Genomic DNA, 25,034 nt, shown 5'->3' with positions numbered 1-25,034 from the left:
ATGACCGCAACGAAGATCTGCGCTCTCGATGAGCTCGAAGTAAACCAGGCCGTCAAGGTCGAAATCGACGGGATCGCCATCGCCCTCGTGCGTGACGCCGCTGGCGACGTGTTCGCCATCGGTGACACCTGCACGCACGGTGACATCTCCCTGTCAGAGGGATTCGTGGAAGGCCAGACTCTCGAGTGCTGGGCCCACGGTTCGATGTTCTCCCTCACTACGGGCAAGCCGCTGTCTCTGCCGGCCTACGACCCGGTCCCGGTTTACAACGTTGAACTCATCGACGGTTTCGTCTTCGTCGATCCGTCCGTCACCGTCGCGGTATAAGGCAGTTCCGCCCCATCAACTTAAAGAATTTAGAAAGGGATAAGACATTCATGTCTGTTCTTGAGATCAAAGACCTGCACGTCAGCGTCGAGACCGACCAAGGCACCAAGCAGATTCTGCGCGGCGTCGACCTCACCATCAATGAAGGCGAAATCCACGCCATCATGGGCCCGAACGGTTCGGGCAAGTCCACCCTGGCATACACGATTGCTGGCCACCCCAAGTATCACGTCGAGAGCGGCTCCATCCTGCTCGACGGCGCCGAGGTGCTCAAGATGACAGTGGATGCCCGTGCTCGCGCGGGTCTGTTCCTCGCCATGCAGTACCCGGTCGAGATTCCTGGTGTGACCGTCACCAACTTCCTGCGCACCGCCAAGACTGCCATTGAGGGTGAAGCCCCGCCAATCCGCACGTGGATCAAGGATGTGCGCCAGGCCATGACTGACCTGCGCATGGACAAGGCTTTCGCTGAGCGCAACGTCAACGAGGGATTCTCCGGCGGTGAAAAGAAGCGCAACGAGATTCTCCAGCTCGAACTCCTCAAGCCCAAGTTCGCCGTGCTCGACGAGACCGACTCGGGACTCGACGTTGACGCACTTAAGATCGTGTCGGAGGGTGTCAACCGCGCCAAGACCAACACCGGCCTCGGATTGCTCCTCATCACGCACTACACACGCATCCTGCGCTACATCCACCCGGACTTCGTGCATGTCTTCGTCAACGGCCGTATCGCCGAACAGGGTGGGCCTGAGCTCGCTGACCGCCTCGAGGACGAGGGCTATGATCGCTTTCTCGTCCCGTCGAACGTAGGCTAATCGTATGGTTTCAACACTGAGTCCGGCGCGCTTCGATGAAATCGAAGAGGCGCTCAAAGACGTCATGGACCCGGAGCTCGGCATCAATGTCGTCGATCTCGGGCTCATCTACGACCTCGGCTGGGACGACGAGAACAATGCGCTTATCATCCACATGACCCTGACCTCGGCCGGCTGCCCGCTGACCGATGTACTCGAGGAGCAGACGGCTGAGGCTCTGGACGGGGTCGTCGACCAATTCCGCATTAACTGGGTGTGGATGCCGCCGTGGGGTCCCGAAAAGATCACCGACGACGGTCGCGACATGATGCGCGCCCTCGGCTTCGCCATGTAGGTTCCCACCGCTCAATCAAAAGGCCCCGTCTGCACCCGCAGCCGGGGCTTTTTGCGGTGCCTGCCCCTGAGATATAAACGAATAGCAGCAGACTCTACTGAGTAGAATGATATGCTAAATGACATGGATATCGGGGAGAACGGGGCGGTTCGGCGGCGGGCTGCCCAGGCGGCAAGTACACGGGCCGAGATCGTAATGGCGGCGGGAAGGTTGATGCTAGAGCGCGGGTATGTTGGCACTTCCGTGGCGGCGATCGCGGGAGAGGCCGGTGTGGTGGTGCAGACGATCTACAACTCGGTGGGGTCGAAGGCCGAGCTGCTCGCCGCGGTGCTGGACCGGGTGGCCGCCGAACCGGGGGCGCCGGCGCTGTTGTCCGGGGCGACTCGGGAACGCATTGCCGAGGCGCGCACGGCAACCGAGGTCATCCGCATTTTGGCCCGGTCGAGCGCACTGGTGAACGAGCGCACCTCGGGAATCTTGCGCATTGTCAGCGAAGCGGCCGTGGTCGACCCCGATGTGGGGGAGTTCGAGCAGAAGCGCGATGCGGCGAGGCTTCACGGATTCGGTGAGGTGGCGGCAGCGTTGCGCGAGAAGCGCGGCCTGCGCGGGGGACTGAGCGACCACGAGGCGGCGGCGACGATGTGGGCGCTGGCCCATCCACAGACCTATCGCTCGCTCGTTCTGTCGCTCGGCTGGTCGACCGAGGCCTACCTGAACTGGCTGGAAAAGTCGCTCCTGGCGGCCCTCCTGTAGGCGCCCGTGTGCCAAGCACAGCCTGAAGGCAAATATACTAGTGAGTTGGACCGCTCTGGCCCACTCACACTTCTTACCCGTACAAACTCTTCGAATGGACTATTGCTGTGCTCAACGTGCAAGATCTCGAAATCCGCGTTGGAGCCCGCGTGCTCATGGAGGGCGTCAACTTCCGCGTCGCGAGCGGCGACAAGATCGGCCTCGTCGGCCGTAATGGCGCCGGCAAGACGACGCTGACGAAGACCCTTGCGGGGGAGACCAACCCGACTAAGGGATCGATCAGTCACTCCGGAGAGATCGGCTACCTTCCGCAGGACCCTCGCGCCGGAGACCCAACCATGCTCGCCCGCACGCGCATTCTCGATGCCCGCGGCCTCGGCACCATCGCCCTCGGCATGCAGGAGTCCAGCATGGCCATGGCCGACCCCGATCCCAAGATCGCCGCCGCAGCCATGAAGAAGTACGGACGCCTGACGGATGAGTTTAATGGCCTCGGCGGCTACTCCGCCGAGGCCGAAGCCGCGTCCATCGCCAGCAACCTGAAGCTACCCGACCATATTCTCGACCAGGCCCTGAGCACGCTGTCCGGTGGTCAGCGTCGTCGCATCGAACTTGCCCGCATCCTGTTTTCGGCCGCCGAGATGATGATCCTCGATGAGCCCACCAACCACCTCGACGCCGACTCGGTGGCGTGGCTGCGCGAGTTCGTCAAGAACTACAAGGGCGGCTGTATCATTATCAGCCACGACATCGAACTCGTCGGCGAGACGGTCAACCGGGTGTTCTACCTGGATGCGAACCGCATGATGATCGACATCTACAACATGAACTGGAAAAACTACCTGCTCCAGCGCACGGCGGATGCCGACCGTCGTAAGAAGGAACGCTCCAACGCGGAGAAGAAGGCATCAACTCTGCAGTTGCAGGCCGCGAAGTTCGGAGCCAAGGCCAGCAAGGCCGCAGCTGCCCACCAGATGGTGGCCCGCGCGGAGAAGCTCCTCTCCGGGCTCGATGCCGTGCGTGCCGTCGAACGCGTCGCCAAGCTGCGGTTCCCTGAGCCAGCACCCTGCGGTCGTACGCCGCTCATGGCCAAGGACCTGTCGAAGAGCTACGGTTCGCTCGAGATCTTCACGGCCGTCGACCTCGCCATCGACCGCGGATCGAAGGTCGTCATTCTCGGCCTCAACGGGGCCGGAAAAACCACCCTGCTGCGCATGCTCGCCGGTGTCGACGAATCCGATACCGGCTCGATCGAACCCGGGCACGGCCTGCGCATCGGTTACTACGCGCAGGAACATGAAACGATCGACGTCAAGCGCAGCGTGCTCGAGAACATGGTTTCTTCCTCGCCCAGCATCACCGAGATGGAAGCCCGTCGGGTACTGGGCTCGTTCCTGTTCACCGGCGACGACTCGAACAAGCCGGCCGGTGTGCTCTCCGGCGGCGAGAAGACCCGTCTTGCCCTGGCCATGATCGTCGTCTCCGGCGCCAACGTGCTGCTCCTGGACGAACCGACTAACAACCTCGACCCGGCCAGCCGCGAGGAAATTCTTGACGCACTCGCGCACTACGCCGGTGCTGTTGTGCTCGTGAGCCACGATGAGGGCGCAGTGCAGGCTCTCAATCCGGAGCGCGTGTTGATCATGCCCGAGGGTACAGAAGACCACTGGAACAAGGATTACCTCGACCTCATCGAGCTCTCCTAACTGATTCTCTAATTCGGCGTACCGCGCCGGATCCGATTCAAAGGAACCCTGCGTGTTGCCGCTCGCGAAACCACTGCGCATCGCGCTGGTGTGCCTGCACACCTCACCGGGTGCGGATCCCGGTGCCGGTGACGCTGGCGGTATGAACGTCGTGGTACGCCATCAAGCGGAAGCTCTTGCGGCCCTCGGTCATTCCGTGAGTATTCTGACGCGCCGTTCGGCGGCCACTCAGCCGCCAGCAATGGAGCTTGCACCCGGCGTGACCCTGGAGTTTCTTGACGCCGGTCCGGCAACTGCCCTGCCGAAGGGCGACCACGAAGACTGGATCGAGGAGTTTTCGACCCAGCTGGCGGCGAGACCGCCGTGGGATATTGTCCACTCGCATCACTGGTTTTCCGGCATGGCCGCCTTGCCGGTGGCCAGGGGGTGGGGCGTTCCGCACGTACAGAGCTTCCACAGCATCGCTGCCGACGAGTCAACGCCGCTCTCAGCGGGGGAACGTGCCGAATCACCGGGACGGATGCTCGGCGAGGCGTATCTGGCGCGTGAATCGGATTCACTCGTCGCGATCAGTTTGTCCGAGGCTGCGACGATAACTGGGCGCCTCGGTGGTGCCGTGCAACGTACCGCCGTTGTGCCGCCCGGTGTCGACAGCAGCATGTTCTCGCCGAGCTTGCCTGTTGATTTGGCGTTAGACGCCGGCGGCCGCGGCCGCGGCTACGTCCTCGTCGCAGCCCGCCTGCAACCCCTCAAAGGCCTCGACCTGGCCATTGCCGCCGTCGCGGCCGTGCCGGCGGCCATTCGTCCGACCTTGCTGATCGCCGGTGCGGCGTCGGCCGACTACCACGGCTACGTTGACGAGTTGCGGGCGATCGCCGGGCGGGTCGGGCTTACGGATGAGCTTGAGCTGATCGGTCCACAGTCCCGGGTCAATATGACGGCCCTGTTTCGAGGTGCCCGGCTCGTGCTCGTGCCGTCTCACTCGGAAACCTACGGGCTCGTTGCCCTCGAAGCTGCAGCGAGCGGCGTGCCCGTCATCGCCGCAGCATCCGGCGGCCTGCGTGAAGCCGTTGCGGACGGGGTGACTGGAGTGGTGCTGGAGTCGCGTGAACCGCTGGTGTGGGCCAATGCGATCGCTCAGGTTCTGACCGATCCGCAGCGGGCGCGGCAACTCTCGCTGGCGGCGCGAGAGCACGCACTTGGCCTGAAATGGGCCCGGTCGGCTGCGTCCCTACTCGAGGTCTATCGGAGGCTTCTCGCGGGCGACGCCCACGGGGGAAACCTCAGTGTGGGTTCGGCCGTCAGCACGCAGCACCGCCGCGACGTCGCCTGACGTTTCGTTCGGCTTAGGTCAGTTGGCGATCGAGCAGGGCGTCTTCGACTTCTGCATCGTTGCGCGGTTTCGCCGCCCGCTTGCGGGCACGCTCGTCGGCGCGTGCGCGTTCTTCTGGATCCTCGGCATTCACGCTGCGGTATTCCTCGCGCAGTGCCCAGCCGAGGCCGATGAAGGCGAGCAGACCGAACACAAACCACTGGAAGGCATACGACAGGTGGGGGCCCTCGTCGCGTACCGGTTTGACGACAGCGGTTGGACGTTTCTCGGTTGCGGCGGGACTTTCCGTGTCCATGAGACCGTATGCACCGGTGTAGGTGGGCGCGTCGAGCCGCTCGGCAATAGTCGTGAGGTTGATCGTCGCAACCTGGTTGCCGCTCGCCGTGCGGCCGGGCAGGTCGGGTTCGGCGGCTTTGAGCCGGGCTACGACGGTTACGGTACCGCTCGGCGGTGCCGGAACTGTGTCGGGAGCATCCTGTTCCTGACCGGTCGGCAGCCAGCCGCGGTTGACGATGAAAATCGTGTTATCGGAAAGCAGGAGCGGGGTCAGAACTTCAAAGCCTGGATTGACGTTGAGGGGGCGGTTGCGCGCGAGCATCTCGTCCTCGATGAGATAAGTGCCGGTAAGTTCCACCGGCATCCACTTCTGGGATTCGTCGAATGCCGTCAGATCGTCGAGTGCTTCGGCGACGGGAACGGGGTTCGAGTCAAAATTGGATTCGATCTTGAACAGCTCGGTGAGGGCTTCATCACGCCGGGCGAGTTGCCAGACGCCGAGTCCGGAACACACCGCCGCGAACAGAATGGTCAGTGCCAGATACCCGGCCCAGCGTCGGCTGAAAGCGAACTGCCAGCCCGTCATTACATATCTCCGACGTGCTCTGGCCCGATGAGCCCGAGCGTGCTCACCGTGAGGGGAAAATCACGGGCGGCCAGAAACTCACGCAGGTAGTCGATGTGATCGTCGCAGGCCAGCCAGGTTTTGATGCGATCGGTCGAGTGGATGCGTGGGTTGCGCCAATCCAGGCGCCAACGTCCTTCATTCCGGCAGTCGGCGCGCGAGCAGGTTGACGTTTGCAGGGGAGCGCCCAGTCCCATCATCGGACCGCGTTCAGCGGCCGCGCGAGCATTCACTTAGCCTCATCGTCGGTGTTGCGGTACGGTGCGACGGTGCCGGGCCGTAAGACTTCGGCTCCACGCGGGGCTATCTTCACGTTCGCGACCACGACAGCGAAGTAGGGAAGGGTGATTGCACCGATGGCGCAGAGCAGCAGCCACCAGCCCTGAACGAACAGCATGAGCACGATGCACACGATACGGATACCCATCGCAATGGAGTACTTGATCATCCGGTTGCGTCGTTCGACCTCCGGGGAGGCGGGGATCGAGGTGATCGACTGCTGCTTCATGGGTCCATCGGGTTCGTCAGCGGGTGGTCAGCGGGGAATAATCCGCCGTGTCCAGCCTACGACTGTGTGGCGTGATTCCTGCACGCCTTAAACTTGAATCTGCCGGGTATTTTGTAAAACTCACTTCCGGCGGCTCACAGCTCGGTAAACAGAAGAGGAATTTTATGACAACGGCTCGAACAGTGCTCGTCACCGGCGGTAACCGCGGCATCGGTTTTGCCATCGCGGAGGAATTTCTCGCCCAGGGCCACCGCGTCGCTGTGACTTCGCGGTCTGGTCACGGACCGGCTGGCAGCCTGACCGTGCGCGCTGACGTGACCGATGCCGCGTCGATCGACGCCGCGTTCACCGAGATTGAGGCGACATACGGTCCGGTTGAGGTCGTCGTTGCGAACGCTGGAATTACCCGTGACACCCTGCTCATGCGCATGTCCGATGATGACTTCACGTCGGTGATCGACACGAACCTCAGCGGGGCGTTCCGCGTGGTCAAAAGGGCGAGCAAGGGCATGCTCAAAGCTCGCTACGGTCGGATCGTTCTCATCTCCAGCGTTGTTGGACTCTATGGCTCCGCCGGCCAGGTGAATTACTCGGCATCGAAGAGCGGGCTGATCGGCTTGGCCCGTTCGATCACACGCGAGCTCGGTGCTCGCGGCATTACCGCCAACGTCGTCGCTCCAGGTTTCATCGAAACCGATATGACTGCTGCCCTTCCCGAAGCGCAGCAGGCGGACTATAAGCGCAACATTCCGGCCGGCCGCTTTGCCACCGCGTTGGAAGTTGCTCGTGTCGTCACCTGGCTGGCCGGTGATGATGCCGGGTACATTTCGGGTGCCGTTATCCCCGTCGATGGCGGCTTGGGAATGGGCCACTGAGCGGATAGCGAAGCGGCGCGGACCTTGTCAGCCGCGCAAGCCAAGCAACGGGAGTACCTGACTGAGGTTGCAGCGGTCGATCACGAGGTCGGCCTCACGCTTGACCTGTGGCTTGGCGTTGAACGCGACGGCGAGTCCGGCTGCGTCCATCATGCGCAAGTCGTTGGCGCCGTCCCCGACCGCGATGGTCTGCGACAGGGCGATGCGGTTTTGTACCGCCCATTCGCGCAGGGCGACTGCTTTCGCCTCGGCGTCGATAATCGGTCCGAGGACCCGTCCGGTCAGGCGACCGGCTTCGACTTCGAGTCGGTTGGCACGCCAATGGTCCACACCGAGGTCGGCCGCGAGGGGGTCGAGCAACTCGTGGAAGCCGCCGGAGACCACGCCGACGACGCCCCCGCCGGCATGAATACCCGCGACCAGCTCCTGCACACCCTCGGTTGGGCGGATGCGCTGACCGACCTCGGCGAAAACGGCGTCGGGCAGTCCAGCCAGGGTCAAAACTCGCTCGCGCAGGCTTTCGGCGAAATCAAGTTCGCCGCGCATAGCGCGTTCGGTCACGTTGGCGACGAGATCGCGCGAGCCAGCGGCGTCCGCCAGCAGCTCGATCACTTCATCTTGAATCAGGGTCGAGTCGGCATCGAGTACGACCAGAAAGCGTGGTGCGGTAGCGCGGATCACGGAGTAACGAGCACGCCCTTGCCGACGACGGTGATGCCGGATTCGGTCACGCTAAAACCGCGCGCGAGGTCGCGCTCACGATCGACACCGACCGTGGCACCGGCCTCCACGATGACTTCCTTGTCGAGAATGGCACGACGCACGATCGCACCGGGTCGAATCTGCACTCGGTCAAACACGATCGAGTCAACGACTTCGCAGGCCGACCCGATCGCAGTCCACGGTCCGAGAACACTGCGCTCGATGTGAGCGCCGGAAATGACGCAACCCAGCGACACAATCGAATCGATCATGGTGCCGAGAGCGCCCCGGCCGTCGCGCACGAATTTTGCCGGCGGAGAGTTCAACTGCATGCTGAATATCGGCCATTCGTGGTTGTACAGGTTGAACACGGGCAGCGCCGAAATAAGGTCCTGGTGGGCTTCAAAGAACGAGTCGATCGTTCCCACGTCGCGCCAGTAGTACCGATCGCGATCGGTTGACCCTGGCACCACGTTGCGCTGGAGGTCGTACACGCCGGCGTCGCCGCGGGAGACAAAATCGGGAATGATGTCGCCGCCCATGTCATGGCTCGAATCGGTACGCTCACCATCGCGCAGCACCGCCTCGATCAGAGCATCGGTGTTGAAGACATAGTTTCCCATCGAGGCGAACACCTCGTGGGGGGCGTCGGCAAGCCCGACGGCGTCCTTGGGCTTCTCACGAAAATCGGAGATCCGATCCGGGGTGGCGGCATCCACTTCGATGACGCCGAACTGGTCGGCCAAGCCGATGGGCTGGCGAATCGCGGCGACCGTGGCCGACAGGCCAGACGCGATGTGGGCGTCGATCATCTGGCTGAAATCCATGCGATAGACATGGTCGGCACCGACGACGACGACAATGTCGGGTTTCTCGTCGTGAATGAGATTCAGGCTCTGCAGAATCGCGTCGGCCGAGCCGCTGAACCAGCGCTTGCCGAGACGCTGCTGAGCGGGGACGGAGGCGATGTACGAGTTAGACAAACCACCGGAGACATGCCAGGTCTGGGAGACGTGGCGGTCGAGACTGTGTGACTTGTACTGGGTCAACACAACGACCTGGGTGAGGCCTGAATTGATCAGGTTGGACAGGGCAAAATCGACCAGGCGGTAATGCCCTCCAAAGGGGACCGCTGGCTTGGCGCGGTCCTCGGTCAGCGGCATCAGCCGTTTTCCCTCACCACCGGCGAGCACGATTCCAAAGATTTTCTTGGCTTTCATGTGTACAGAGTAGGGCCAACCGGACAGCTCGAGTTGCACGGCGGGATGTGCGTCGGGTCCGGTGCGCTACCTTTGCTGCATGCGAGTGGATCTGATGACCAAGGAATACCCCCCGGAGATCTACGGGGGAGCGGGCGTTCACGTGATGGAACTCGTGCGAGCTCTTCGCGAAGATATTGACGTGTCGGTGCGGTGCTTCGGTGCGCCCCGTACGGATACCGACACCTTCGCCTATGAAGTTCCGGCGCAGCTGGCCGGCGCCAACGCCACCCTGAGTACCCTCGGTGTTGACCTTCAGATGGCCCAGGACGCCGCTGGTTCCGATCTGGTGCACTCACACACCTGGTATGCCAATGCGGCCGGGCACCTCGCGAAGATGCTGCACGGAATCCCGCACGTCGTCACCGCCCACAGCCTCGAACCCCTGCGGCCGTGGAAGGCCGAGCAGCTTGGCGGCGGCTACCGCGTCTCGAGCTGGATTGAAAAAACGGCCTTCGAGGCAGCGGATGCCGTGATCGCTGTCAGCGACGGCATGCGGCGCGATATTCTGCGCAGCTACCCGGCACTTGATGAGAGTCGGGTGCACACGGTGTACAACGGTATTGACCTTGATCGCTGGAAGCCCAGACTCGACGCCGACTTCGTGCGGGAGCTTGGCATCGACCCTGAGCGGCCGTCCGTCGTATTTGTCGGTCGCATCACGAGGCAAAAGGGTCTGCCGTACCTGTTGCGTGCCGCCGCGTTGCTGCCGCCAGAGGTGCAGCTCGTACTGTGTGCCGGAGCCCCGGACACTCCAGGAATCCTGGCCGAAGTGACCGCTGGCGTCGAGGCGTTGCAGCGGGAACGGTCGGGGGTCGTCTGGATCAACCGACTCCTTGCCCAGCCAGAACTCGCCGCGGTGCTGACGCACGGCACAGTCTTCGTCTGCCCGTCCATTTACGAACCACTGGGAATCGTCAACCTCGAGGCAATGGCCTGTGGGCTGGCAGTTGTCGGTACCGCAACCGGTGGTATCCCCGAGGTCGTCGCGGACGGTCATACGGGGCGTCTGGTGCCGATCGAGCAGCTCACCGACGGCACGGGTACCCCGCTGAATCCCGATCAATTCGTCGCTGACCTGGCCCGCATCCTGACCGAGGTGGTGAGCGATCCGGCCCGAGCGGCCGAAATGGGACGTGCTGGCCGCCTGCGCGCCGAACACGAGTTCGGCTGGAGCCAGATCGCCACCCGCACTCGGGAGATCTACGCGTCTCTACTTTGACTCACCCCGTGAGGGGTGCCGGTCTCGTTCCGGGGACGGGCCCGGCGTATTTCGGCGTCGGCCCCGCCCGATAACATGGCTGTATGGTCAACGTTTTGCATTTCACCGACGTCTCGGTCGTCCGGGGTGGCACCACCATCCTCGACTCAGTGAATTGGAGCGTCGACGACGACCAACGGTGGGTCATCCTTGGCCCGAATGGGGCCGGCAAGACCACGTTGTTACAGATTGCCGCAGCTTTCATGCACCCGTCGACCGGTCAGGCCGAGGTGCTCGATGAGACGCTTGGCGGAACGGATGTTTTTGAGCTGCGGCCCCGGATCGGGTTCGCCTCGACTGCACTGGCACGCAAGGTCCCCGCCAACGAGAAGGTCCTCGATGTTGTCATGACCGCGGCCTATTCGGTAACCGGCCGGTGGAACGAAGAATATGAAACCATTGATGAACGACGAGCCCAGCGCGTATTGCAGGAATGGAATCTCGATCATCTTGCCGAGCGCAAATTCGGCACCCTGAGCGACGGAGAACAGAAACGGGTCCAGATCGCCCGTTCAGTCATGACCGACCCGGAAATTCTCTTACTCGACGAGCCAGCTGCGAGCCTCGACCTCGGCGCTCGGGAAGCGCTTCTGCAACTTCTTAGCGGCTTCGCCCAGGAGCCCAACTCGCCGGCCATCATCATGGTCACCCACCACGTTGAAGAGATTCCACTCGGATTCACCCACGTGCTGCTACTGTCCGGCGGCAAGGTCGTCTCGGCCGGGCCGATCGGCACGGCACTCACCGCGACGGCTCTGAGCGAAACGTTCGGCCTGAATATTGAACTCTCCGAGAACGACGGCCGCTTCGCAGCGCGCGCTGTCTAAACAGAACGCTCCAATACGAAGGCTTCAACGCCGAGGCACTTCCAGCCAAAGTAAGTTCTGCTAGGATGAATGGCTGGCCATCAGGCCAACCGGCTTGTCGTCGTCTTTTGGGTATACGGCGAGCGGTGCCCAACAATCGAACAGCACTGTGACCAGTTACAAGTCTGTTCACCAGAAGTGCAAAAGGAAATTTTCATGAAGTCTGATATTCATCCCGAGTACGCTGCCGTCGTTTTCCGCGACCTTGCCTCCGGCGCAACCTTCCTGACTCGTTCGACGGTCTCCAGCAAGAAGACCATCGAGTGGGAAGACGGAACCACGTACCCGGTCATCGACGTGGAAATCTCCTCCGAATCGCACCCGTTCTACACGGGTAAGCAGCGCATCATGGACTCCGCCGGCCGCGTCGAGAAGTTCAACTCGCGTTACAAGGGCTTCGGCAAATAGCACCAGACCTTTGCAAGCACCTTGTTTTAAACAAGAAAAGCGACCAGCTTCGGCTGGTCGCTTTTTTGTTGGCTCTGCAAGAGCAGTACTCGACAACGACTACCTGAGCAACAATTACCGAATCAACGCTGGGGCCAGGCAGTGTCGGCCAGAAACTCGGGATCGCGGCCGCGCCGCATGTACTCCTGAAAGCTTTCGGCCTGCTGGCGATACCAGGTAACCTGCAGCGCGTGCATCTCGTCGAGGGTGTTTGGTAGAGCACCTTCGTGCGCCCGGTGAATCGCTTGGGCGACACGACCAGCGGCGATCGCATCGGCGCCGGCATCGTGTGCATCCTCCAGGCTGACTCCGTAGAACGCGCTCGTGACCTCGAGGGTGCGCTTGCCCTTTCGATACTTGTCGACGGCTTTGTCGATGACGAGGGGATCGACGACCGGGCTGGGGGAGATCAGGGGGGCGATGCCGTAGCGCAGGGCTTCACGGTCGAGCAGGGTGAGATCGTAGGGGGCGTTGTAGGCGACGATAGGCAGGCCATCGCTCAGATGACCGCGCAGTGCATCGACGATCTCGGCCACAGCCTCGGCGGCCATACGGCCGTGCTCCACAGCATGCTCTGTCGTGATTCCGTGCACGTTGGTGGCGCCGGCCGGAATGTCTATGCCCGGATCGACCAGCCAATCGATGCGCTCCACGGCCGTACCGCTCGCGTCGATAACGGCCACAGTGGCCGACACAATGCGACACGTTTCTACATCGATGCCGGTAGTTTCAAGGTCGAATACGGCGAGGTGATCGCTCCAAGTGCTCATACCCCCACCCTAGGGGCGACCGCCGACACGTTCCGTTGCACGAGCCGGGGCTCTGCTCTGGCGGGGGAGGGAGCGCGGGTCACAGCGTGATATTAGAGGTCCACGCTCCGGTTGATGACGTTTTCAGCACTCTCGCGCATGGTGTGATTTTTCGCCCGAGCATCCGCTCGCAGTCGTTTGAAGGCTTCGTCCATATTGACCGTGCTGACCTGGGCGATTACTCCCTTGGCCTGTTCGATCAGAATGCGACTGGTCAGTGCGCGCTGCAACCGTTCATTGATGACCTCGTCTTCACGCACGGTGCTTTCATGCAGAATACTAATAGTCGCGAGATCGGCCATGGCCTGCCCGATCGCGGCGTCTTCGGGGGTGACGTCGCCGGTGTCGCAGCGAAATAGGTTGAGCGCACCGATTGTCCGATTGCGTACCCGCATCGGAATGGCGTGCACTGAGCGAAATCCCTGAGACAAAGCGGCGGCCGCAAAATCTGGGTAGGTGTCCTCACACGCTCCGATGTCGCCCAGAGTGACGACTTTGCCAGTGAGATAGCAATCCACACACGGACCGGCGCCAGCCCGCTGTTGCAGAACCTCCACGAGGTAGCTCTCTTCGCTCGTAGAAGCTACGACCTGGAGTTCCCCGCTCGGGTCGGCCAGCAGCAGGCCGGCCGCGGTGGCGTCGAGTACTTCGACGCACGCCTCGACCAGAGTATGAAGCACGTCGAGAACGTCGTATTCGCCCACGAGAGTGTCCGTCAACTTCATGAAAGCGGCGCTCACCAGTGAGGCCCGAGCCATAGTGACCATGAGAAAAGTCTAGAACCTCTACTGACAATTTGTCTGTTTAACCAAGTCAAGTTTGGCCGAGTAAATTTGCATCGAGTAATTTTCGAGTTAGTTGGTTTCCGGGCTGAATTGAAGGCGCCGTGCGACCACATCGCCTGCAATGGCGCGCACCGTTTTACCGTGGGAGAAGGCGTGCGCCCGCAGTAGCAGCAAGGCATCCGTCGGCGTGACGTTCATCTGCACCAGCACCATACCGGTGGCCTGGTGAATTTCCCGACGCGACAGGGGGGACTCCGCAGAGTCTGTGGACGTCAACGACGTTTCGCCGGTGGCGGCCTCCTGCACTCGGAGCAGATGGTCGAGCAGGTTCCAGGCTGTCTCGTTGGCCAGTACCAATGCTTTTGCGTGGTCCGTGCGATCAAGCGCTCCCGGGGTTGTGCTGTAAAGTTCCACGATGCCGACGTTGAGCGCGCCGAGGGTGAGGGGGAAGACGTAGAGCGCTTCGACCGTAGTGTCCATCAGAGCCGTGTGGAAGACCGGCCACGACGGATGCTCCACCTCTCGTACCCGAGGTTCCAAAACGGGAAGTCGCGTACGGACCGCTTCCCAACGTGGTCCTTCGCCGAGATCGAACTGTAGTTCGTCGAGCCGAGCGGCGAGGCGGTCGGTGGCACAGACAATCGTTTCGGGCACGGCGCCGCCGAAAACCGAAACGGCGGCGCCGTTCACGGGCAATGCCTCAAGAAAATGGGCGCACAGCGCAGTGTCCTCGACTCCGACTTCTGCACTAGTCCATTCAGCCACGAGCGGCCTCCAGGCTTTGGATGGCTTGCTTATGCCAAGGATACGTCGTGCGCACGATCGCGACAATGACACTTCACGCGGAATTCGTCACCATCCCCGCCGAGCGGCCTAGGCCGTCAGCCGCAGTGCAGCCAGTAAAAACTCTGCGCCCCGAGCGTGAGGGTGAGTGAGCCGTCTTCACTGAAACTGGGAAAGACTGCGCCGCCGAATAGGTCGTACAGCCGCGTCCCGGCCATGTCGACGTCATCGATCGTGAACGCGACGGGGTTGTGCGAGAAACTGAACACGCACATCACGGTTTCTGGCTGGTCGCCGAACATGGAACCGGAGCCGGCATAGTTGCGGGTGAAAACGAGTACGGATTCGTGGTTGGTCTTGAGCACACGGATAGCGCCCAGCCCGAAGGTCGGATGCGCCTTGCGTACGTGGATCACATTGCGAATCCAGTGCAGAAGTGAACCGGATTGGGCCAGTTGTGACTCCACGTTGGTCTGCGTGAAGTTGTAGACGAGGGACTGCACGATGGGCAGGAACAGCTTGCCGGGGTCGGCATCGGAAAATCCGGCATTGCGATCAGGAGTCCATTGCATCGGGGTGCGGGAACTGTCCCGGTCGGGCAACCAGATGTTGTCGCCCATGCCGATCTCGTCGCCGTAGTAGAGAAACGGGCTACCGGGGAGGGCAAAGAGCAGCGCATGGGCCAGCTCAAGTTCGGCTCGGGAATTATCGAGCAGGGGTGCCAGTCGTCTGCGAATGCCGATGTTGGCGCGCATTCGTGGGTCGTAGGCGTACCAGCCGTACATGGCCTGGCGGTATTCCTCGCTGACCATTTCAAGGGTGAGTTCGTCGTGATTGCGCAGAAACACGCCCCAGCCGGCACCATCAGGAATGTCGGTCGTTTCCGAGAGCACGCGCACCAGTTCGTTGGCCTGCTGCGAGCGCAGCGAATAGAAGATACGCGGCATCACCGGAAAATCGAAGGCCATGTGGCATTCCGGTTCATCGTCGGTACCAAAAAATGCGGCAACCTCGCGCGGCCATTGGTTGGCTTCGGCGATCATGACTCTGCCGGGATATTCCCGATCGACCATGGCGCGCAGCCGCTTGACGAACTCGTGGGTGGGCGGTTCGCCCTCACCGTTGCCCTCGTCGGACTCGAACAGGTAAGGAATCGCATCCAGCCGAAAGCCATCGACACCAAGATCGAGCCAGAACCGTATGACATCAAAGATGGCTTCCTGCACGGCCGGGTTCTCAAAATTGAGGTCGGGCTGATGCGAAAAAAACCGGTGGAAGAAGAACTGCCGACGCACCGGGTCGAAAGCCCAGTTCGATTCCTCGGTATCAGTGAAGATAATGCGAATGTTGGGGTACCGCTCGTCAGTGTCGCTCCACACGTAGAAATCTCCGTAGGGTCCGTCAGGGTCCTCCCGGGATTGCTGAAACCATTCGTGCTGGTCGGATGTGTGGTTCAGCGGAAAATCGATCACGATGCGCATGTTGCGTTCGTGCGCTTTGGTTACGAGGTCTTTGAATTCCTCGAGGGTGCCGAATTCCGGCAAAATCGTGTGGTAATCGGCCACGTCGTAGCCGCCGTCCTTCAACGGTGAGTTGAAGAACGGTGGAATCCACAGTGCGTCGATGCCGAGCCACTGCAGGTAATCGAGCTTCGACACGAGGCCGGACAAGTCTCCGGAGCCATCGGCATTACTGTCGACGAACGATCGAACCATCACCTCATAGAAGACGGCGCGGCGATACCACCGCGGATCGAGGGCCAAACCGGGCAGCTGAATGGGTGCGGTAAAGCTCACGGCTTTCCTTCCGTCCCCGCAAAAGGGCTCTCTCGATGCGTGTGGTGGCTTGAGTCTAGATCGGTCACCCCGGTGCACGTCCAGCCTTGCGTAAGTGTCGCGCCTAAACTAGGGCCGATGATCGTTTCTTCTCCCTACGACAAGCTTTTACGGCGCCTCCCAGTGCGTGAGCGCGCCGCGTCCCTTCCCGGCAGTGACCGACAGTGCACGGACACGCGGTACTGGGACTACGGCGACCCCGCCGCGGCGACAACGCTCGTACTGGTGCACGGGTTTCGGGGCGATCACCACGGTCTGCAACTGGTCGTGGCCGAACTATTGGGCGACGGCTTAAACCCGGCTCACCTGCGCATCGTGGCACCCGACCTGCCCGGTTTCGGTGAGTCAGCGCCGCTTGCCGGCGGCGTGCACTCGTTGGCGGCATACGCCGACTGGATCCAGCAATTCATCAAAGTGTTAGCCCCGGTGGGGCGGCTGGTCGTGCTGGGCCATTCCTTCGGCTCAATCGTGGTCGCTGCGGCCGTGGCCGATGGACTGGCGGCGCACGACGTCATCCTGGTCAATCCGATCGCCGCGCCGGCACTGTCCGGGCCGCGCGGTATGCTCACCCGACTGGCCGTTTTCTATTACTGGAGCGCCGCGAGGTTACCGGATCGTTGGGGCTATGCGCTACTGCAAAACCGAGCCATCGTGCGCATCATGAGCGTGACTATGGCCAAGACGCGTGATCCGGCCCTGCGGCGCTGGATTCACAACCAGCACGACCGTTACTTCAGTGCCTTTGCCAACCGTCGAGTCGTGATGGAGGCTTTCTCCGCTTCGGTCAGTCACGACGTGAGCGAGTTCGCTGCGCGGATCCGACAGCCCACGCTGTTGATCGCGGCCGACAAAGATGACATCACGTCGCTTGCCGCGCAGCACCGACTGCAGTCTCTTTTTCCGAACTCGACTCTGCGGGTCATCGAGGGGGTCGGCCACCTCATCCACTACGAGAAGCCGAAACCTGCCGCCGAGTTCATCCGTGCATTTCTTGCGGAGGATCGATCAGCATGAGAATCGTCGTTGACTGCCGCTACGTGCGGCTGGATCACCACGACGGCATTAGCCGATACACCGCTGGCCTGGTCGCCGAGCTGGGCCGGTTGCATCCGCTCACCATGCTGATCAGTGACCACCGCCAGCTCAAGATGCTACCCGCCCTGCCCTGGCAGCTCGTGCGTGCCCCGACCAGTCTGCTCGAACCACTCATCGCCCTCGCGGTCAACCGGCTGCAGCCTGACGTGGTGTTCAGCCCCATGCAGACCATGGGGTCCTGGGGCCGCAAATACCGGCTATTTCTGACCGTGCACGACCTCATCTATTACCGCAACCGCACACCCCCGCATGATCTCTCACCGTTGATCCGGCTGCTTTGGCGCGCCTACCACCTCTCCTGGTGGCCACAACGGATGCTGCTGAACGGCGCCGACGGCATCGTGACTGTTTCCGAGACCACCCGTTCACTGATCGCCGAGCATCACCTCACCCGGCGGCCGGTCACCGTGGTGCCGAACGCCGCCGATACAGTTCCCGGCGTCCCCACCCAGCGGAGCATCCCGGAAACGACCCGCCTGATTTACATGGGGTCTTTCATGCCGTACAAGAACCTGGACACGCTGGTCATGGCTCTGGCCGACCTGCCAGACCACGAGCTGCACCTGCTCAGCCGGGTATCGGCGACCGAACGGGCCCGGCTGACCCGTTTGGCAACGCAAGCCCGGCTGGTCTTTCATGACGGGGTGACCGATGAGGAGTACTACCGTCTGGTGCGCTCGGCGACGGCGCTCGTGACCGCCTCGTTCGATGAGGGCTTCGGAATTCCCCTGGTTGAGGCGATGAGCCACGGCATTCCCGTCGTGGTCAGTGATATTCCGATCTTTCGTGAGATCGGTGGAGCTGCCGCGCTGTACTTCGATCCGCGCAGTGCTGACGCAATTGCGGCGGCCGTGCGTCGCCTGGCGCTCCCGGGGGAGTGGGAAGCGCGTTCCGCTCGCTCGATCGAGCAGGCCGCTCGGTTCACCTGGGCGGCGTCGGCCCGCACGCTGCTCGGGGTGTTGACGGGGATAAAACCCGTCGCGTAGCGGGTGCCGCGACTCGTCCGGTCACGTCGCAGGAGGGAGACCGAGTGCTTCTACCGACCGGCAACTCCGGACGCTCAGAGGTCGGGGGTCAGGGCGCTGTCGGCGCGGCGGTCTCGCCACGATCACCGGGCGATCGGGTCGTTGCATCGAAGTGGGTCAGCGATAGCTGATCGTTCTCCCACCGAAAGTCGTGCACTGAGCCGTTGGCGATGAACTCGCCGTGCCTCGGGCGGTCGCCGTCGGTGAGGTGACGCAGCAACGTTCCAATGATCCCGCCATGGCTCAACACCAGAACGGACTGCCCGGCACGCCCGAGCGCCAAGGCCGCCAACGCTGCGAGCACTCTGTCGACGACGTCGCGGCGAGTTTCGAGGCCGGGAACGGCCACACCGTCGGGAAACTGGTGCTGACGTTCGGCGAAGGTGAGCCCCTCGATGGCGCCATGGCGGCGTTCGGTCAGGGAGGGAACCACTTCGGGTTCGTCCAGCCCGAGCTCGTTGGCAATGATTGTGGCCGATTCGGCGGCGCGCAGCAGCGGGCTGGTCACTATCGCATTCCAGTGTCGAATCTTCAGGCGCTCTGCCGCCACGACAGCCTCGGCTCGCCCAGCGGCGTTGAGCGGGATATCCGTGCGGCCCTGAATGCGGTGGTGCAGATTCCAATCGGTCTGGCCGTGGCGCACGATGGAGAAAATGGTCGTGCGTGGTTCACCAGTCGGATCGGTGCTGCGCGGGGCGGACACGATCGGTCAGCCCAACAGGCGTTCGGTCAAGGCTGCGAGGGTTTCGGAGGTGCCGGCTTCGAGTTTGTGCAGCGCACGCCCATCACCCTTGGTGACGCCACGATTGATGACGATGATGGGCAGCTTGCGCCGGCGAGCCTGTTCCACCAGACGGATGCCGGAATTCACAGCCAGCGAAGATCCGGCCACGATGAGGGCGTCGGCACCCTGAATCAAAGCGGATGCCTCAAGAAATGTTTCCGTGGGAACGAGCTCACCGAAGAATACGACGTTTGGCTTGAGCATGCCCCCGCAAACCGTGCAGTTCGGCACGACGAAGTCATCGATATTTCCCACGTCGGCATCGCCATCGGGGGCTATACGAATGCTTTCCGGGTCGCGGAGCACGGGGTTGTCGGTTTCGAGTCTGGCAGCGATGCTGTCTCGACCGAATGCCTGACCGCAGGCCAGGCAGATCACCCGGTCAAGGGAGCCATGCAGTTCGACGACGTGGCGTGAGCCGGCGCGGGTATGCAGGCCATCCACATTCTGGGTGATGACACCGGCGATGGCACCGGCGTTTTCCAAGTGCACCAGCGAACGATGCCCGAGGTTGGGTTCAGCCTGGCGAAACACTCGCCAGCCCAAATGGCTGCCAGCCCAGTAGCGTTTCCGCGACCGTTCGTCGGCGACAAAAGTCTGAAAAGTCATCGGAGTACGGATCGGCGCACCCTCGCCGCGATAGTCCGGAATGCCGGAATCGGTGCTGAGGCCGGCGCCGGTGAGCACGGCGGCACGTTTACCGCGCAGCAGGGTGGCTACAGCATCCACTGCCCGCTCGGAGTCGAGCGCGACCGTCGAGGCGAGCACAGCATCGGCATCGGGAGCACCCACGGGCTCTAGCGCGTCGACCAGCGCCATTTCGCTGGGCAGGGCCGAGTCGGCTGTCATCGCTGCTCCTTTCAAACAGATCCGGGAAGATCAATATGCCCGTTACTTGATTCTAAACTCGTCTGTTTTCCTGTTTGACTAACCACCTGTCAGGCTTGAGCTCAATCACTCATCTCGAAAGGCACTTCTTCGTGCAGATCACCCGCATTACCGACCTGTCCAGTGCGGGTCTCGCCGACTATTCGCGGTTGACCGATGTCGCCCTACGGCGGGTTCTCGAGCCGGCCGGTGGGCTGTATATCGCTGAGTCACCCAAGGTCATCGCGCGGGCGCTAAACGCCGGGCACCGGCCCCGGTCTCTGCTTATTCAGGAACAGTGGATGCCTGACGCCGCGCGCCTGCTGGTCGACTGGCCCGACGTGCCGGTCTACGTGGGGGAGCCTGGCGTGCTGGAGCAGCTCACCGGCTACAACCTGCACCGCGGCGCTCTCGCCGCCATGCACCGGCCGGCGCTGGAAGCGGTCGAAGCACTGCTCACGAACGCCCGCCGCATTGTGATCCTTGAAGACATCGTCGACCACACCAACGTTGGCGCCATTTTTCGTTCGGTTGCCGGGCTCGGTGCTGATGCCGTTCTGATCACCCCACGCTGCGCAGACCCGCTTTACCGTCGAAGCGTGCGCGTGAGCATGGGCACGGTGCTGCAGGTGCCGTGGACTCGCCTGCCGGAGTGGAGCGTTGCCACCCCGCTGTTGCACGCCGCTGGCTTTCATCTGGCAGCTCTGGCGCTGGCTGACAACGCGGTTTCCCTCGACGAGTTCGCCGAGGCGGCGCCCGAACGGCTCGCCATCATCCTCGGCGCCGAGGGCGATGGGCTCAGCCAGCATGCTTTGGCTGCCGCCGACACGGTCGTGACGATTCCCATGTTGCACGGCGTCGACTCGCTCAACGTCGCCTCGGCGAGCGCGGTTGCGCTCTACGCCCTGCGAGTTCGCTCGTGATCTCGGCCGGCCGCGCGCCACGAAGAAGTTAGGCTGAACGGATGTCTCCCTCCCGGCGTGTCCTCCTCCGGCGCCGAAGACTCGCCGTCTTCAGCGTTCTCCTCGTTGTGCTGGGCGGAATCGGCTACGTCGGCGCCACCAGCCTGGCTCCTGTACCGGGCAGCGCCGCGTCGATCGTGCAGCCGGCCGCGCTCTCCCAACCGGCGGCTGCTCCGGCCTGGCCGGCCTTCGGTGCGAGTGCTATCGGCGCGGTCGGTTTTCCCGGTGTTCTGGCCTCGACCGGCGAGCAGGACACGGTGCCGATCGCGAGTATTGCAAAAATGGTGACGGCCCTGGTCATCCTCGATGCCAAGCCACTCGGTGCGGGCGAAGGCGGACCCGAAATTACCTTCACCGACGCCGACGTGGACAGGTACTACGACGCGCTCGCCGAGAATGGTTCGGTGGCACCCGTCGTCTCTGGAATGGTGCTCACGCAACGTGAGGCTTTTGAGGCGATGCTGCTGCCGTCGGCCAACAACTATGCGTCTTCCCTCGCGGTGTGGGCGTACGGATCCGTGGACAAGTACCTGGCGGCCGCGAAGACTTGGCTGGCCGACAACGCCTTGACCCAGACCAGTATCGCCGACACGAGCGGTCTCTCCGCGTCGAGCGTGAGCAGCCTGGCCGACCTTGTGGAGATCGGCAAGCTGGTTATTGGACACCCGGCCCTCGCCGAAATCGTCGCACTCCCGTCGGCGGTCCTGCCGGTCATCGGAACCATTACCAACACGAACAAGCTGCTCGGCCGCGATGGCGTCGACGGCATCAAGACGGGGACAACGGATGTTGCCGGTGCCTGCCTATTGTTCTCGACCGATTTCACTATCGGCACCAGCGCGGTAACCCTTGTTGGCGTGGTTCTCGGGGGAGACACGCATTCCGAGCTTAATTCTGCGATCGCCGCGCTGATCGCCAGCGTCCAGCCCGGCTTCCACGAGGTCATCCTGGCCGAAGAAGGCGCCGTATTCGGCAGCTACACGACTCAGTGGGGTGACGTGAGCGACATCGTCGCCGTGCGGGCGGCATCCGTTCTCGTCTGGTCGGACTCACCGATCGCGGGCGCCGCGACAGCGAAGGACGTGCAACTCGGCCGGGCCGGCGACGAGGTCGGCGAGGTGTCCTTCACGATCGGTGCCGCAACGCCGACCACGGTGACCGTGCCGCTCGAATTACGGCACACCCTCACGGATCCCGGCCCGGCCTGGCGCATGGGGCACCCCGGAGAGCTGGCCGCCGGCTGACCTCGCCGCGCCGAACCCGACTCACTTCCGCCGGAGCGACGCAGGCAGGGGTGGTCAGACCGGGGGCAGGGTGAAGGGGCCGGCGTCTGGTCGTTTAGGCAGCACGTGGTCGCCCGAGGATTGGTGGCGCACCCGGCGCAGGACCCAGGGCACAAGGTATTCCCGTGCCCAGGCGAGGTCCTCCGTGCGAGCCTGACGCCAAGTGATACCGGGCATGGGCTCTGGTTCGCTCGGTGCGAGGGAACTTGTCACGTTGAGGGTCTGCAACACCATGCGCGCGACCGTGTGATGCCCCAGCGCGTTGAGATGCAGCCGATCCGGAGCCCACATGCGAGGGTCCTGAATCTCGGTCAACTGCCACATGTCGGCCACGATGCAGTCGTACTTCGTGGCGATCGCCCGAATGTTTTCGTTGTAGATGGCGACTTTACCGCGAATGCTGCGAAACACGGGGGAGAAGCCGACATCCGCGCCGGTGAACAGCATGACCGTCGCGCCGTATTGCGTCAGCCGGGAAATCGCCGCCTCACAGCGCGCTGCAATAACATCCGGGTCGGTTCCCGGACGAATCACGTCGTTACCGCCAGCCGAGATGGTGATCAGGTCGGGCCGTAGCGCCAGGGCCGGCTCAATCTGTTCATCGGCAATCTGCCGGATCAGTTTGCCACGGACCGCGAGATTGGCGTAGGCGAAATCGTCGGTGCCGTCACTCAGAATCTCGGCGACCCGATCTGCCCAGCCACGATGCCCGCCGGGGCTCTGCTGTTCCGGATCGCCAATGCCCTCGGTGAACGAATCGCCGAGGGCGACGTAGCGCGACCATGGATGCTGTTGCTTCGTCATCGACCCATTCTGTCGGAACTCCCAGTCTTGGGTCGAACCGACCGGTGCGAACGCGAACGTCGGCGGGCTTTGGTAGATTTGTAAGAAGTGAATACTCCATCGGTTTTCGGTCCCGCACAGGGAACGAGTGCAGCCGAACACCTGTCACCGTCCTTCCCCGAACGTGCGGCCTGGGGTACGGCCGGCAAGCTGCGCGCCTGGCAGGCTGAAGCTCTGGAAGCCTATTTCGTGCACGAGCCTCGCGATTTCCTGGCCGCGGCGACGCCGGGCGCCGGCAAGACCACCTTCGCCCTGCGACTGGCTGCGGAACTGCGCTCGAGGCGCACGATTGATCGCATCACCGTCGTGGCGCCGACCGAGCATCTCAAGAATCAGTGGGCGGATGCCGCAGCGCGAGCAGGCATCCGCCTCGATCCGATGTTCAAGAACGCCGATCGCAGCTACGGCAGCCATTATCACGGGATCGTCGTGACCTACGCGCAGGTAGCGGCTCGCGCAGCCTTGCACAAACACCTCACCGAGTCGAGTCGCACCCTCGTCATCCTCGACGAGATCCACCACGGGGGAGATGCCCTGAGCTGGGGCGACGCGATCCGGGAAGCCTTCGGTCCGGCCACCAGGCGCCTCTCGCTGACCGGCACGCCGTTTCGTTCGGACACTTCGCCGATCCCTTTCGTCAGCTATCTGCCTGACAAGCAGGGTATCCGCATGTCACAGAGCGATTACGCCTACGGCTATGGCCGCGCCCTCGCCGACGGCGTGGTTCGCCCGGTGATGTTCATGGTTTACGCCGGGCACATGAAGTGGCGCACCAGGGCCGGTGATGAAATGGAAGCCAAGCTCGGCGAGGGCAATACCAAGGACATCACCAGCCAGGCCTGGCGCACGGCGCTCGAGCCCAGCGGGCAATGGATTCCGTCGGTATTGCGCGCCGCGAACTCTCGCCTGACCGAGGTGCGGCACGGCATTCCGGATGCCGGCGGCCTCGTCATTGCCACCGACCAGACCGCCGCTCGTGCCTACGCGGTCATTCTCGAGGACATTTGCGGCGAGCCGGTGACCATCGTGCTCTCCGACGAGAAGGAGTCGAGTGACCGCATCGACGAGTTCTCCAAGAACACCCGTCGGTGGATGGTCGCCGTGCGTATGGTGTCGGAGGGCGTCGACGTTCCGCGCCTCGCCGTCGGCGTTTATGCAACCAGTGCGGCAACCCCGCTGTACTTCGCCCAGGCGATCGGGCGGTTCGTGCGTGCGCGTCGGCGCGGCGAGACGGCCTCCATCTTTCTACCGAACGTTCCCGGTCTGCTGAGCCTGGCCAACGCGCTTGAGCTTGAACGCGACCACGCCCTCGATCGCAGTAACCGTGACGACGGCGACGACGGCATGTACAACCCTGAAGATGCCATGGTTGCCGCAGCGAATAGAGAAGACAAGGCCTCCGACGATCTCGGCCAGGACGATCTCACCTGGCAGGCCCTCGATTCCCAGGCAACCTTTGACATGGTCATGTTCGACGGTGATGAATTCGGTGAACTCGCCGAGCCAGGCACCGACGAAGAATTCGACTTCATCGGTATTCCCGGTCTGCTCGAACCGGAACAGGTGTCAGAGCTGCTGCGGCAACGCCAGTCCCGTCAGTCCAAACGGTCGACCGACAAGCGCAAGGACCCGGTGACGGGCGACATTGCCCCGCTCGAACCGCCGCCCCTGTACCGCACTCTCAAGGAACAGCGCACACTGCTGTCGAGCCTCGTGGGGATGTGGTCGAAGCTGGCTAACGAACCCCACGGAATGATTCATGCCGAACTCCGCCGGTTGTGCGGCGGCCCGGCCGTAGCCCAGGCCAGTGTCACCCAGCTGCAGATGCGCATCGACCTGCTGCGCCGCCGCCTCGGGCGCAGCTAGCGATGGTCCG

27 protein-coding genes are annotated in these 25,034 nt (G+C 62.8%); 15 read left to right on the top strand and 12 right to left on the bottom strand.

Translation table 11 applies throughout. The features are described from left to right. From E3T39_RS13775 to E3T39_RS13750, 6 genes are all read left to right on the top strand, one after another. Positions 1 to 327, top strand: a complete 327-nt coding sequence (locus tag E3T39_RS13775) for a non-heme iron oxygenase ferredoxin subunit (protein WP_134516256.1) — start codon at positions 1 to 3, stop codon at positions 325 to 327. A gap of 50 nt (positions 328 to 377) precedes the next feature. Beyond that, positions 378 to 1,142 carry a Fe-S cluster assembly ATPase SufC gene (sufC, locus tag E3T39_RS13770; protein ID WP_134516254.1) on the top strand — a complete coding sequence of 255 codons (765 nt, stop codon included), beginning with the start codon at positions 378 to 380 and terminating at the stop codon, positions 1,140 to 1,142. A 4-nt stretch (positions 1,143 to 1,146) separates the two neighbouring features. Continuing rightward, positions 1,147 to 1,476, top strand: coding sequence for a metal-sulfur cluster assembly factor (locus E3T39_RS13765; RefSeq protein WP_104129099.1), 330 nt, complete (start codon positions 1,147 to 1,149; stop codon positions 1,474 to 1,476). Between the two features lie 111 nt (positions 1,477 to 1,587). Next, positions 1,588 to 2,229 carry a TetR/AcrR family transcriptional regulator gene (locus E3T39_RS13760; protein WP_338145283.1) on the top strand — a complete coding sequence of 214 codons (642 nt, stop codon included), beginning with the start codon at positions 1,588 to 1,590 and terminating at the stop codon, positions 2,227 to 2,229. 107 nt (positions 2,230 to 2,336) lie between these two features. Beyond that, on the top strand, positions 2,337 to 3,935 hold the full coding sequence (locus E3T39_RS13755) for an ABC-F family ATP-binding cassette domain-containing protein (protein ID WP_134516250.1): 1,599 nt from the start codon (positions 2,337 to 2,339) through the stop codon (positions 3,933 to 3,935). Between the two features lie 52 nt (positions 3,936 to 3,987). Next, positions 3,988 to 5,268 carry a glycosyltransferase gene (locus E3T39_RS13750; RefSeq protein ID WP_241979713.1) on the top strand — a complete coding sequence of 427 codons (1,281 nt, stop codon included), beginning with the start codon at positions 3,988 to 3,990 and terminating at the stop codon, positions 5,266 to 5,268. Positions 5,269 to 5,281: 13 nt separating this feature from the next. Here E3T39_RS13750 and E3T39_RS13745 read toward each other — a convergent pair whose 3' ends face one another. Genes E3T39_RS13745 through E3T39_RS13735 form a run of 3 tightly spaced genes read right to left on the bottom strand, consistent with a single transcriptional unit; the run spans position 5,282 to position 6,677 of the window. After that, positions 5,282 to 6,130, bottom strand: a complete 849-nt coding sequence (locus E3T39_RS13745; protein ID WP_134516248.1) for an SURF1 family cytochrome oxidase biogenesis protein — start codon at positions 6,128 to 6,130, stop codon at positions 5,282 to 5,284. Further along, positions 6,130 to 6,402, bottom strand: a complete 273-nt coding sequence (locus E3T39_RS13740) for a hypothetical protein (protein WP_420898161.1) — start codon at positions 6,400 to 6,402, stop codon at positions 6,130 to 6,132. The genes E3T39_RS13745 and E3T39_RS13740 overlap by 1 nt, the downstream gene beginning before the upstream one ends. Then, the gene (locus E3T39_RS13735; protein WP_134516246.1) at positions 6,399 to 6,677 is read right to left on the bottom strand and encodes a DUF3099 domain-containing protein; all 279 of its coding nucleotides are present in this window, start codon (positions 6,675 to 6,677) and stop codon (positions 6,399 to 6,401) included. Before E3T39_RS13735 ends, E3T39_RS13740 begins: the two co-directional genes overlap by 4 nt. Before the next feature lie 164 nt (positions 6,678 to 6,841). Between E3T39_RS13735 and fabG the strand changes: the two genes are divergently transcribed. Further along, positions 6,842 to 7,552, top strand: coding sequence for a 3-oxoacyl-ACP reductase FabG (gene fabG, locus E3T39_RS13730; RefSeq protein WP_134516244.1), 711 nt, complete (start codon positions 6,842 to 6,844; stop codon positions 7,550 to 7,552). Between the two features lie 27 nt (positions 7,553 to 7,579). Here fabG and serB read toward each other — a convergent pair whose 3' ends face one another. Together serB and E3T39_RS13720 are read right to left on the bottom strand one after the other, a co-directional pair. Next, complete coding sequence (serB, locus tag E3T39_RS13725; protein WP_134516242.1) at positions 7,580 to 8,233, bottom strand: phosphoserine phosphatase SerB; 654 nt, start codon at positions 8,231 to 8,233, stop codon at positions 7,580 to 7,582. Beyond that, on the bottom strand, positions 8,230 to 9,474 hold the full coding sequence (locus E3T39_RS13720; protein WP_134516240.1) for a glucose-1-phosphate adenylyltransferase: 1,245 nt from the start codon (positions 9,472 to 9,474) through the stop codon (positions 8,230 to 8,232). The genes serB and E3T39_RS13720 overlap by 4 nt, the downstream gene beginning before the upstream one ends. A 79-nt stretch (positions 9,475 to 9,553) precedes the next feature. On the opposite strand from E3T39_RS13720, the gene glgA reads away from it, so the two are divergent. The 3 genes from glgA to E3T39_RS13705 all read left to right on the top strand — a co-directional run bounded on the left by glgA (position 9,554) and on the right by E3T39_RS13705 (position 12,048). Beyond that, positions 9,554 to 10,735: a glycogen synthase gene (gene glgA / locus E3T39_RS13715; protein ID WP_134516238.1), complete on the top strand. Its 1,182-nt coding sequence runs from the start codon at positions 9,554 to 9,556 to the stop codon at positions 10,733 to 10,735. An 83-nt stretch (positions 10,736 to 10,818) separates the two neighbouring features. Next, entirely contained in the window at positions 10,819 to 11,601 is a 783-nt protein-coding gene (locus E3T39_RS13710) for an ABC transporter ATP-binding protein (protein ID WP_134516236.1), read from the top strand. 195 nt (positions 11,602 to 11,796) lie between these two features. Beyond that, complete coding sequence (locus tag E3T39_RS13705; RefSeq protein WP_092107894.1) at positions 11,797 to 12,048, top strand: type B 50S ribosomal protein L31; 252 nt, start codon at positions 11,797 to 11,799, stop codon at positions 12,046 to 12,048. Positions 12,049 to 12,170: 122 nt separating this feature from the next. Here E3T39_RS13705 and E3T39_RS13700 read toward each other — a convergent pair whose 3' ends face one another. From E3T39_RS13700 to treS, 4 genes are all read right to left on the bottom strand, one after another. Then, entirely contained in the window at positions 12,171 to 12,857 is a 687-nt protein-coding gene (locus E3T39_RS13700; protein WP_134516235.1) for an exonuclease domain-containing protein, read from the bottom strand. Positions 12,858 to 12,949: 92 nt separating this feature from the next. Continuing rightward, positions 12,950 to 13,663, bottom strand: a complete 714-nt coding sequence (locus tag E3T39_RS13695; protein ID WP_134516233.1) for a GAF and ANTAR domain-containing protein — start codon at positions 13,661 to 13,663, stop codon at positions 12,950 to 12,952. Between the two features lie 87 nt (positions 13,664 to 13,750). Next, positions 13,751 to 14,446: a GAF and ANTAR domain-containing protein gene (locus E3T39_RS13690; RefSeq protein WP_134516231.1), complete on the bottom strand. Its 696-nt coding sequence runs from the start codon at positions 14,444 to 14,446 to the stop codon at positions 13,751 to 13,753. Positions 14,447 to 14,562: 116 nt separating this feature from the next. Next, entirely contained in the window at positions 14,563 to 16,260 is a 1,698-nt protein-coding gene (gene treS, locus E3T39_RS13685; RefSeq protein WP_134516229.1) for a maltose alpha-D-glucosyltransferase, read from the bottom strand. A 117-nt stretch (positions 16,261 to 16,377) separates the two neighbouring features. Here treS and E3T39_RS13680 point away from each other — a divergent pair, with 117 nt between their 5' ends. Together E3T39_RS13680 and E3T39_RS13675 are read left to right on the top strand one after the other, a co-directional pair. Next, a complete protein-coding gene (locus E3T39_RS13680; protein WP_134516227.1) occupies positions 16,378 to 17,313 on the top strand; it encodes an alpha/beta fold hydrolase in 936 nt (311 codons plus the stop codon). Then, positions 17,310 to 18,380: a glycosyltransferase family 4 protein gene (locus E3T39_RS13675; protein ID WP_134516225.1), complete on the top strand. Its 1,071-nt coding sequence runs from the start codon at positions 17,310 to 17,312 to the stop codon at positions 18,378 to 18,380. The genes E3T39_RS13680 and E3T39_RS13675 overlap by 4 nt, the downstream gene beginning before the upstream one ends. An 88-nt stretch (positions 18,381 to 18,468) precedes the next feature. On the opposite strand, the gene E3T39_RS13670 is transcribed toward E3T39_RS13675, so the two are convergent. After that, complete coding sequence (locus E3T39_RS13670; RefSeq protein ID WP_241979712.1) at positions 18,469 to 19,122, bottom strand: histidine phosphatase family protein; 654 nt, start codon at positions 19,120 to 19,122, stop codon at positions 18,469 to 18,471. Positions 19,123 to 19,128: 6 nt separating this feature from the next. Beyond that, positions 19,129 to 20,022, bottom strand: coding sequence for a Sir2 family NAD-dependent protein deacetylase (locus E3T39_RS13665; protein ID WP_134516305.1), 894 nt, complete (start codon positions 20,020 to 20,022; stop codon positions 19,129 to 19,131). Positions 20,023 to 20,183: 161 nt separating this feature from the next. On the opposite strand from E3T39_RS13665, the gene E3T39_RS13660 reads away from it, so the two are divergent. After that, positions 20,184 to 20,993 (top strand): TrmH family RNA methyltransferase, encoded by an 810-nt coding sequence (locus E3T39_RS13660; protein WP_134516223.1) that lies wholly within the window; start codon positions 20,184 to 20,186, stop codon positions 20,991 to 20,993. Between the two features lie 41 nt (positions 20,994 to 21,034). Beyond that, positions 21,035 to 22,276, top strand: a complete 1,242-nt coding sequence (locus E3T39_RS13655; RefSeq protein WP_134516221.1) for a D-alanyl-D-alanine carboxypeptidase family protein — start codon at positions 21,035 to 21,037, stop codon at positions 22,274 to 22,276. Between the two features lie 54 nt (positions 22,277 to 22,330). Here E3T39_RS13655 and E3T39_RS13650 read toward each other — a convergent pair whose 3' ends face one another. Beyond that, the gene (locus E3T39_RS13650) at positions 22,331 to 23,119 is read right to left on the bottom strand and encodes an SGNH/GDSL hydrolase family protein (RefSeq protein ID WP_134516219.1); all 789 of its coding nucleotides are present in this window, start codon (positions 23,117 to 23,119) and stop codon (positions 22,331 to 22,333) included. A gap of 87 nt (positions 23,120 to 23,206) precedes the next feature. Here E3T39_RS13650 and E3T39_RS13645 point away from each other — a divergent pair, with 87 nt between their 5' ends. Continuing rightward, positions 23,207 to 25,024 (top strand): DEAD/DEAH box helicase, encoded by a 1,818-nt coding sequence (locus tag E3T39_RS13645; RefSeq protein ID WP_134516217.1) that lies wholly within the window; start codon positions 23,207 to 23,209, stop codon positions 25,022 to 25,024. Positions 25,025 to 25,034 lie beyond the last annotated feature (10 nt).

Source organism: Cryobacterium suzukii (assembly GCF_004403185.1).
GTDB classification, from domain to species: Bacteria; Actinomycetota; Actinomycetes; order Actinomycetales; family Microbacteriaceae; genus Cryobacterium; species Cryobacterium suzukii.
The sequence above is the reverse complement of the archived record's forward strand: the minus strand, read 5'-3'. Positions and strand labels throughout refer to the sequence as shown.

Coding starts and splice junctions, on each gene's coding strand:
- E3T39_RS13775 (WP_134516256.1), top strand. CDS start 1: ATGACCGCAACGAAGATCTGCGCTCTCGATGAGCTCGAAGTAAACCAG.
- sufC (WP_134516254.1), top strand. CDS start 378: ATGTCTGTTCTTGAGATCAAAGACCTGCACGTCAGCGTCGAGACCGAC.
- E3T39_RS13765 (WP_104129099.1), top strand. CDS start 1,147: ATGGTTTCAACACTGAGTCCGGCGCGCTTCGATGAAATCGAAGAGGCG.
- E3T39_RS13760 (WP_338145283.1), top strand. CDS start 1,588: ATGCTAAATGACATGGATATCGGGGAGAACGGGGCGGTTCGGCGGCGG.
- E3T39_RS13745 (WP_134516248.1), bottom strand. CDS start 6,130: ATGACGGGCTGGCAGTTCGCTTTCAGCCGACGCTGGGCCGGGTATCTG.
- E3T39_RS13735 (WP_134516246.1), bottom strand. CDS start 6,677: ATGAAGCAGCAGTCGATCACCTCGATCCCCGCCTCCCCGGAGGTCGAA.
- fabG (WP_134516244.1), top strand. CDS start 6,842: ATGACAACGGCTCGAACAGTGCTCGTCACCGGCGGTAACCGCGGCATC.
- E3T39_RS13720 (WP_134516240.1), bottom strand. CDS start 9,474: ATGAAAGCCAAGAAAATCTTTGGAATCGTGCTCGCCGGTGGTGAGGGA.
- glgA (WP_134516238.1), top strand. CDS start 9,554: ATGCGAGTGGATCTGATGACCAAGGAATACCCCCCGGAGATCTACGGG.
- E3T39_RS13710 (WP_134516236.1), top strand. CDS start 10,819: ATGGTCAACGTTTTGCATTTCACCGACGTCTCGGTCGTCCGGGGTGGC.
- E3T39_RS13705 (WP_092107894.1), top strand. CDS start 11,797: ATGAAGTCTGATATTCATCCCGAGTACGCTGCCGTCGTTTTCCGCGAC.
- E3T39_RS13700 (WP_134516235.1), bottom strand. CDS start 12,857: ATGAGCACTTGGAGCGATCACCTCGCCGTATTCGACCTTGAAACTACC.
- E3T39_RS13695 (WP_134516233.1), bottom strand. CDS start 13,663: ATGGTCACTATGGCTCGGGCCTCACTGGTGAGCGCCGCTTTCATGAAG.
- E3T39_RS13680 (WP_134516227.1), top strand. CDS start 16,378: ATGATCGTTTCTTCTCCCTACGACAAGCTTTTACGGCGCCTCCCAGTG.
- E3T39_RS13675 (WP_134516225.1), top strand. CDS start 17,310: ATGAGAATCGTCGTTGACTGCCGCTACGTGCGGCTGGATCACCACGAC.
- E3T39_RS13665 (WP_134516305.1), bottom strand. CDS start 20,022: ATGGCGCTGGTCGACGCGCTAGAGCCCGTGGGTGCTCCCGATGCCGAT.
- E3T39_RS13655 (WP_134516221.1), top strand. CDS start 21,035: ATGTCTCCCTCCCGGCGTGTCCTCCTCCGGCGCCGAAGACTCGCCGTC.
- E3T39_RS13650 (WP_134516219.1), bottom strand. CDS start 23,119: ATGACGAAGCAACAGCATCCATGGTCGCGCTACGTCGCCCTCGGCGAT.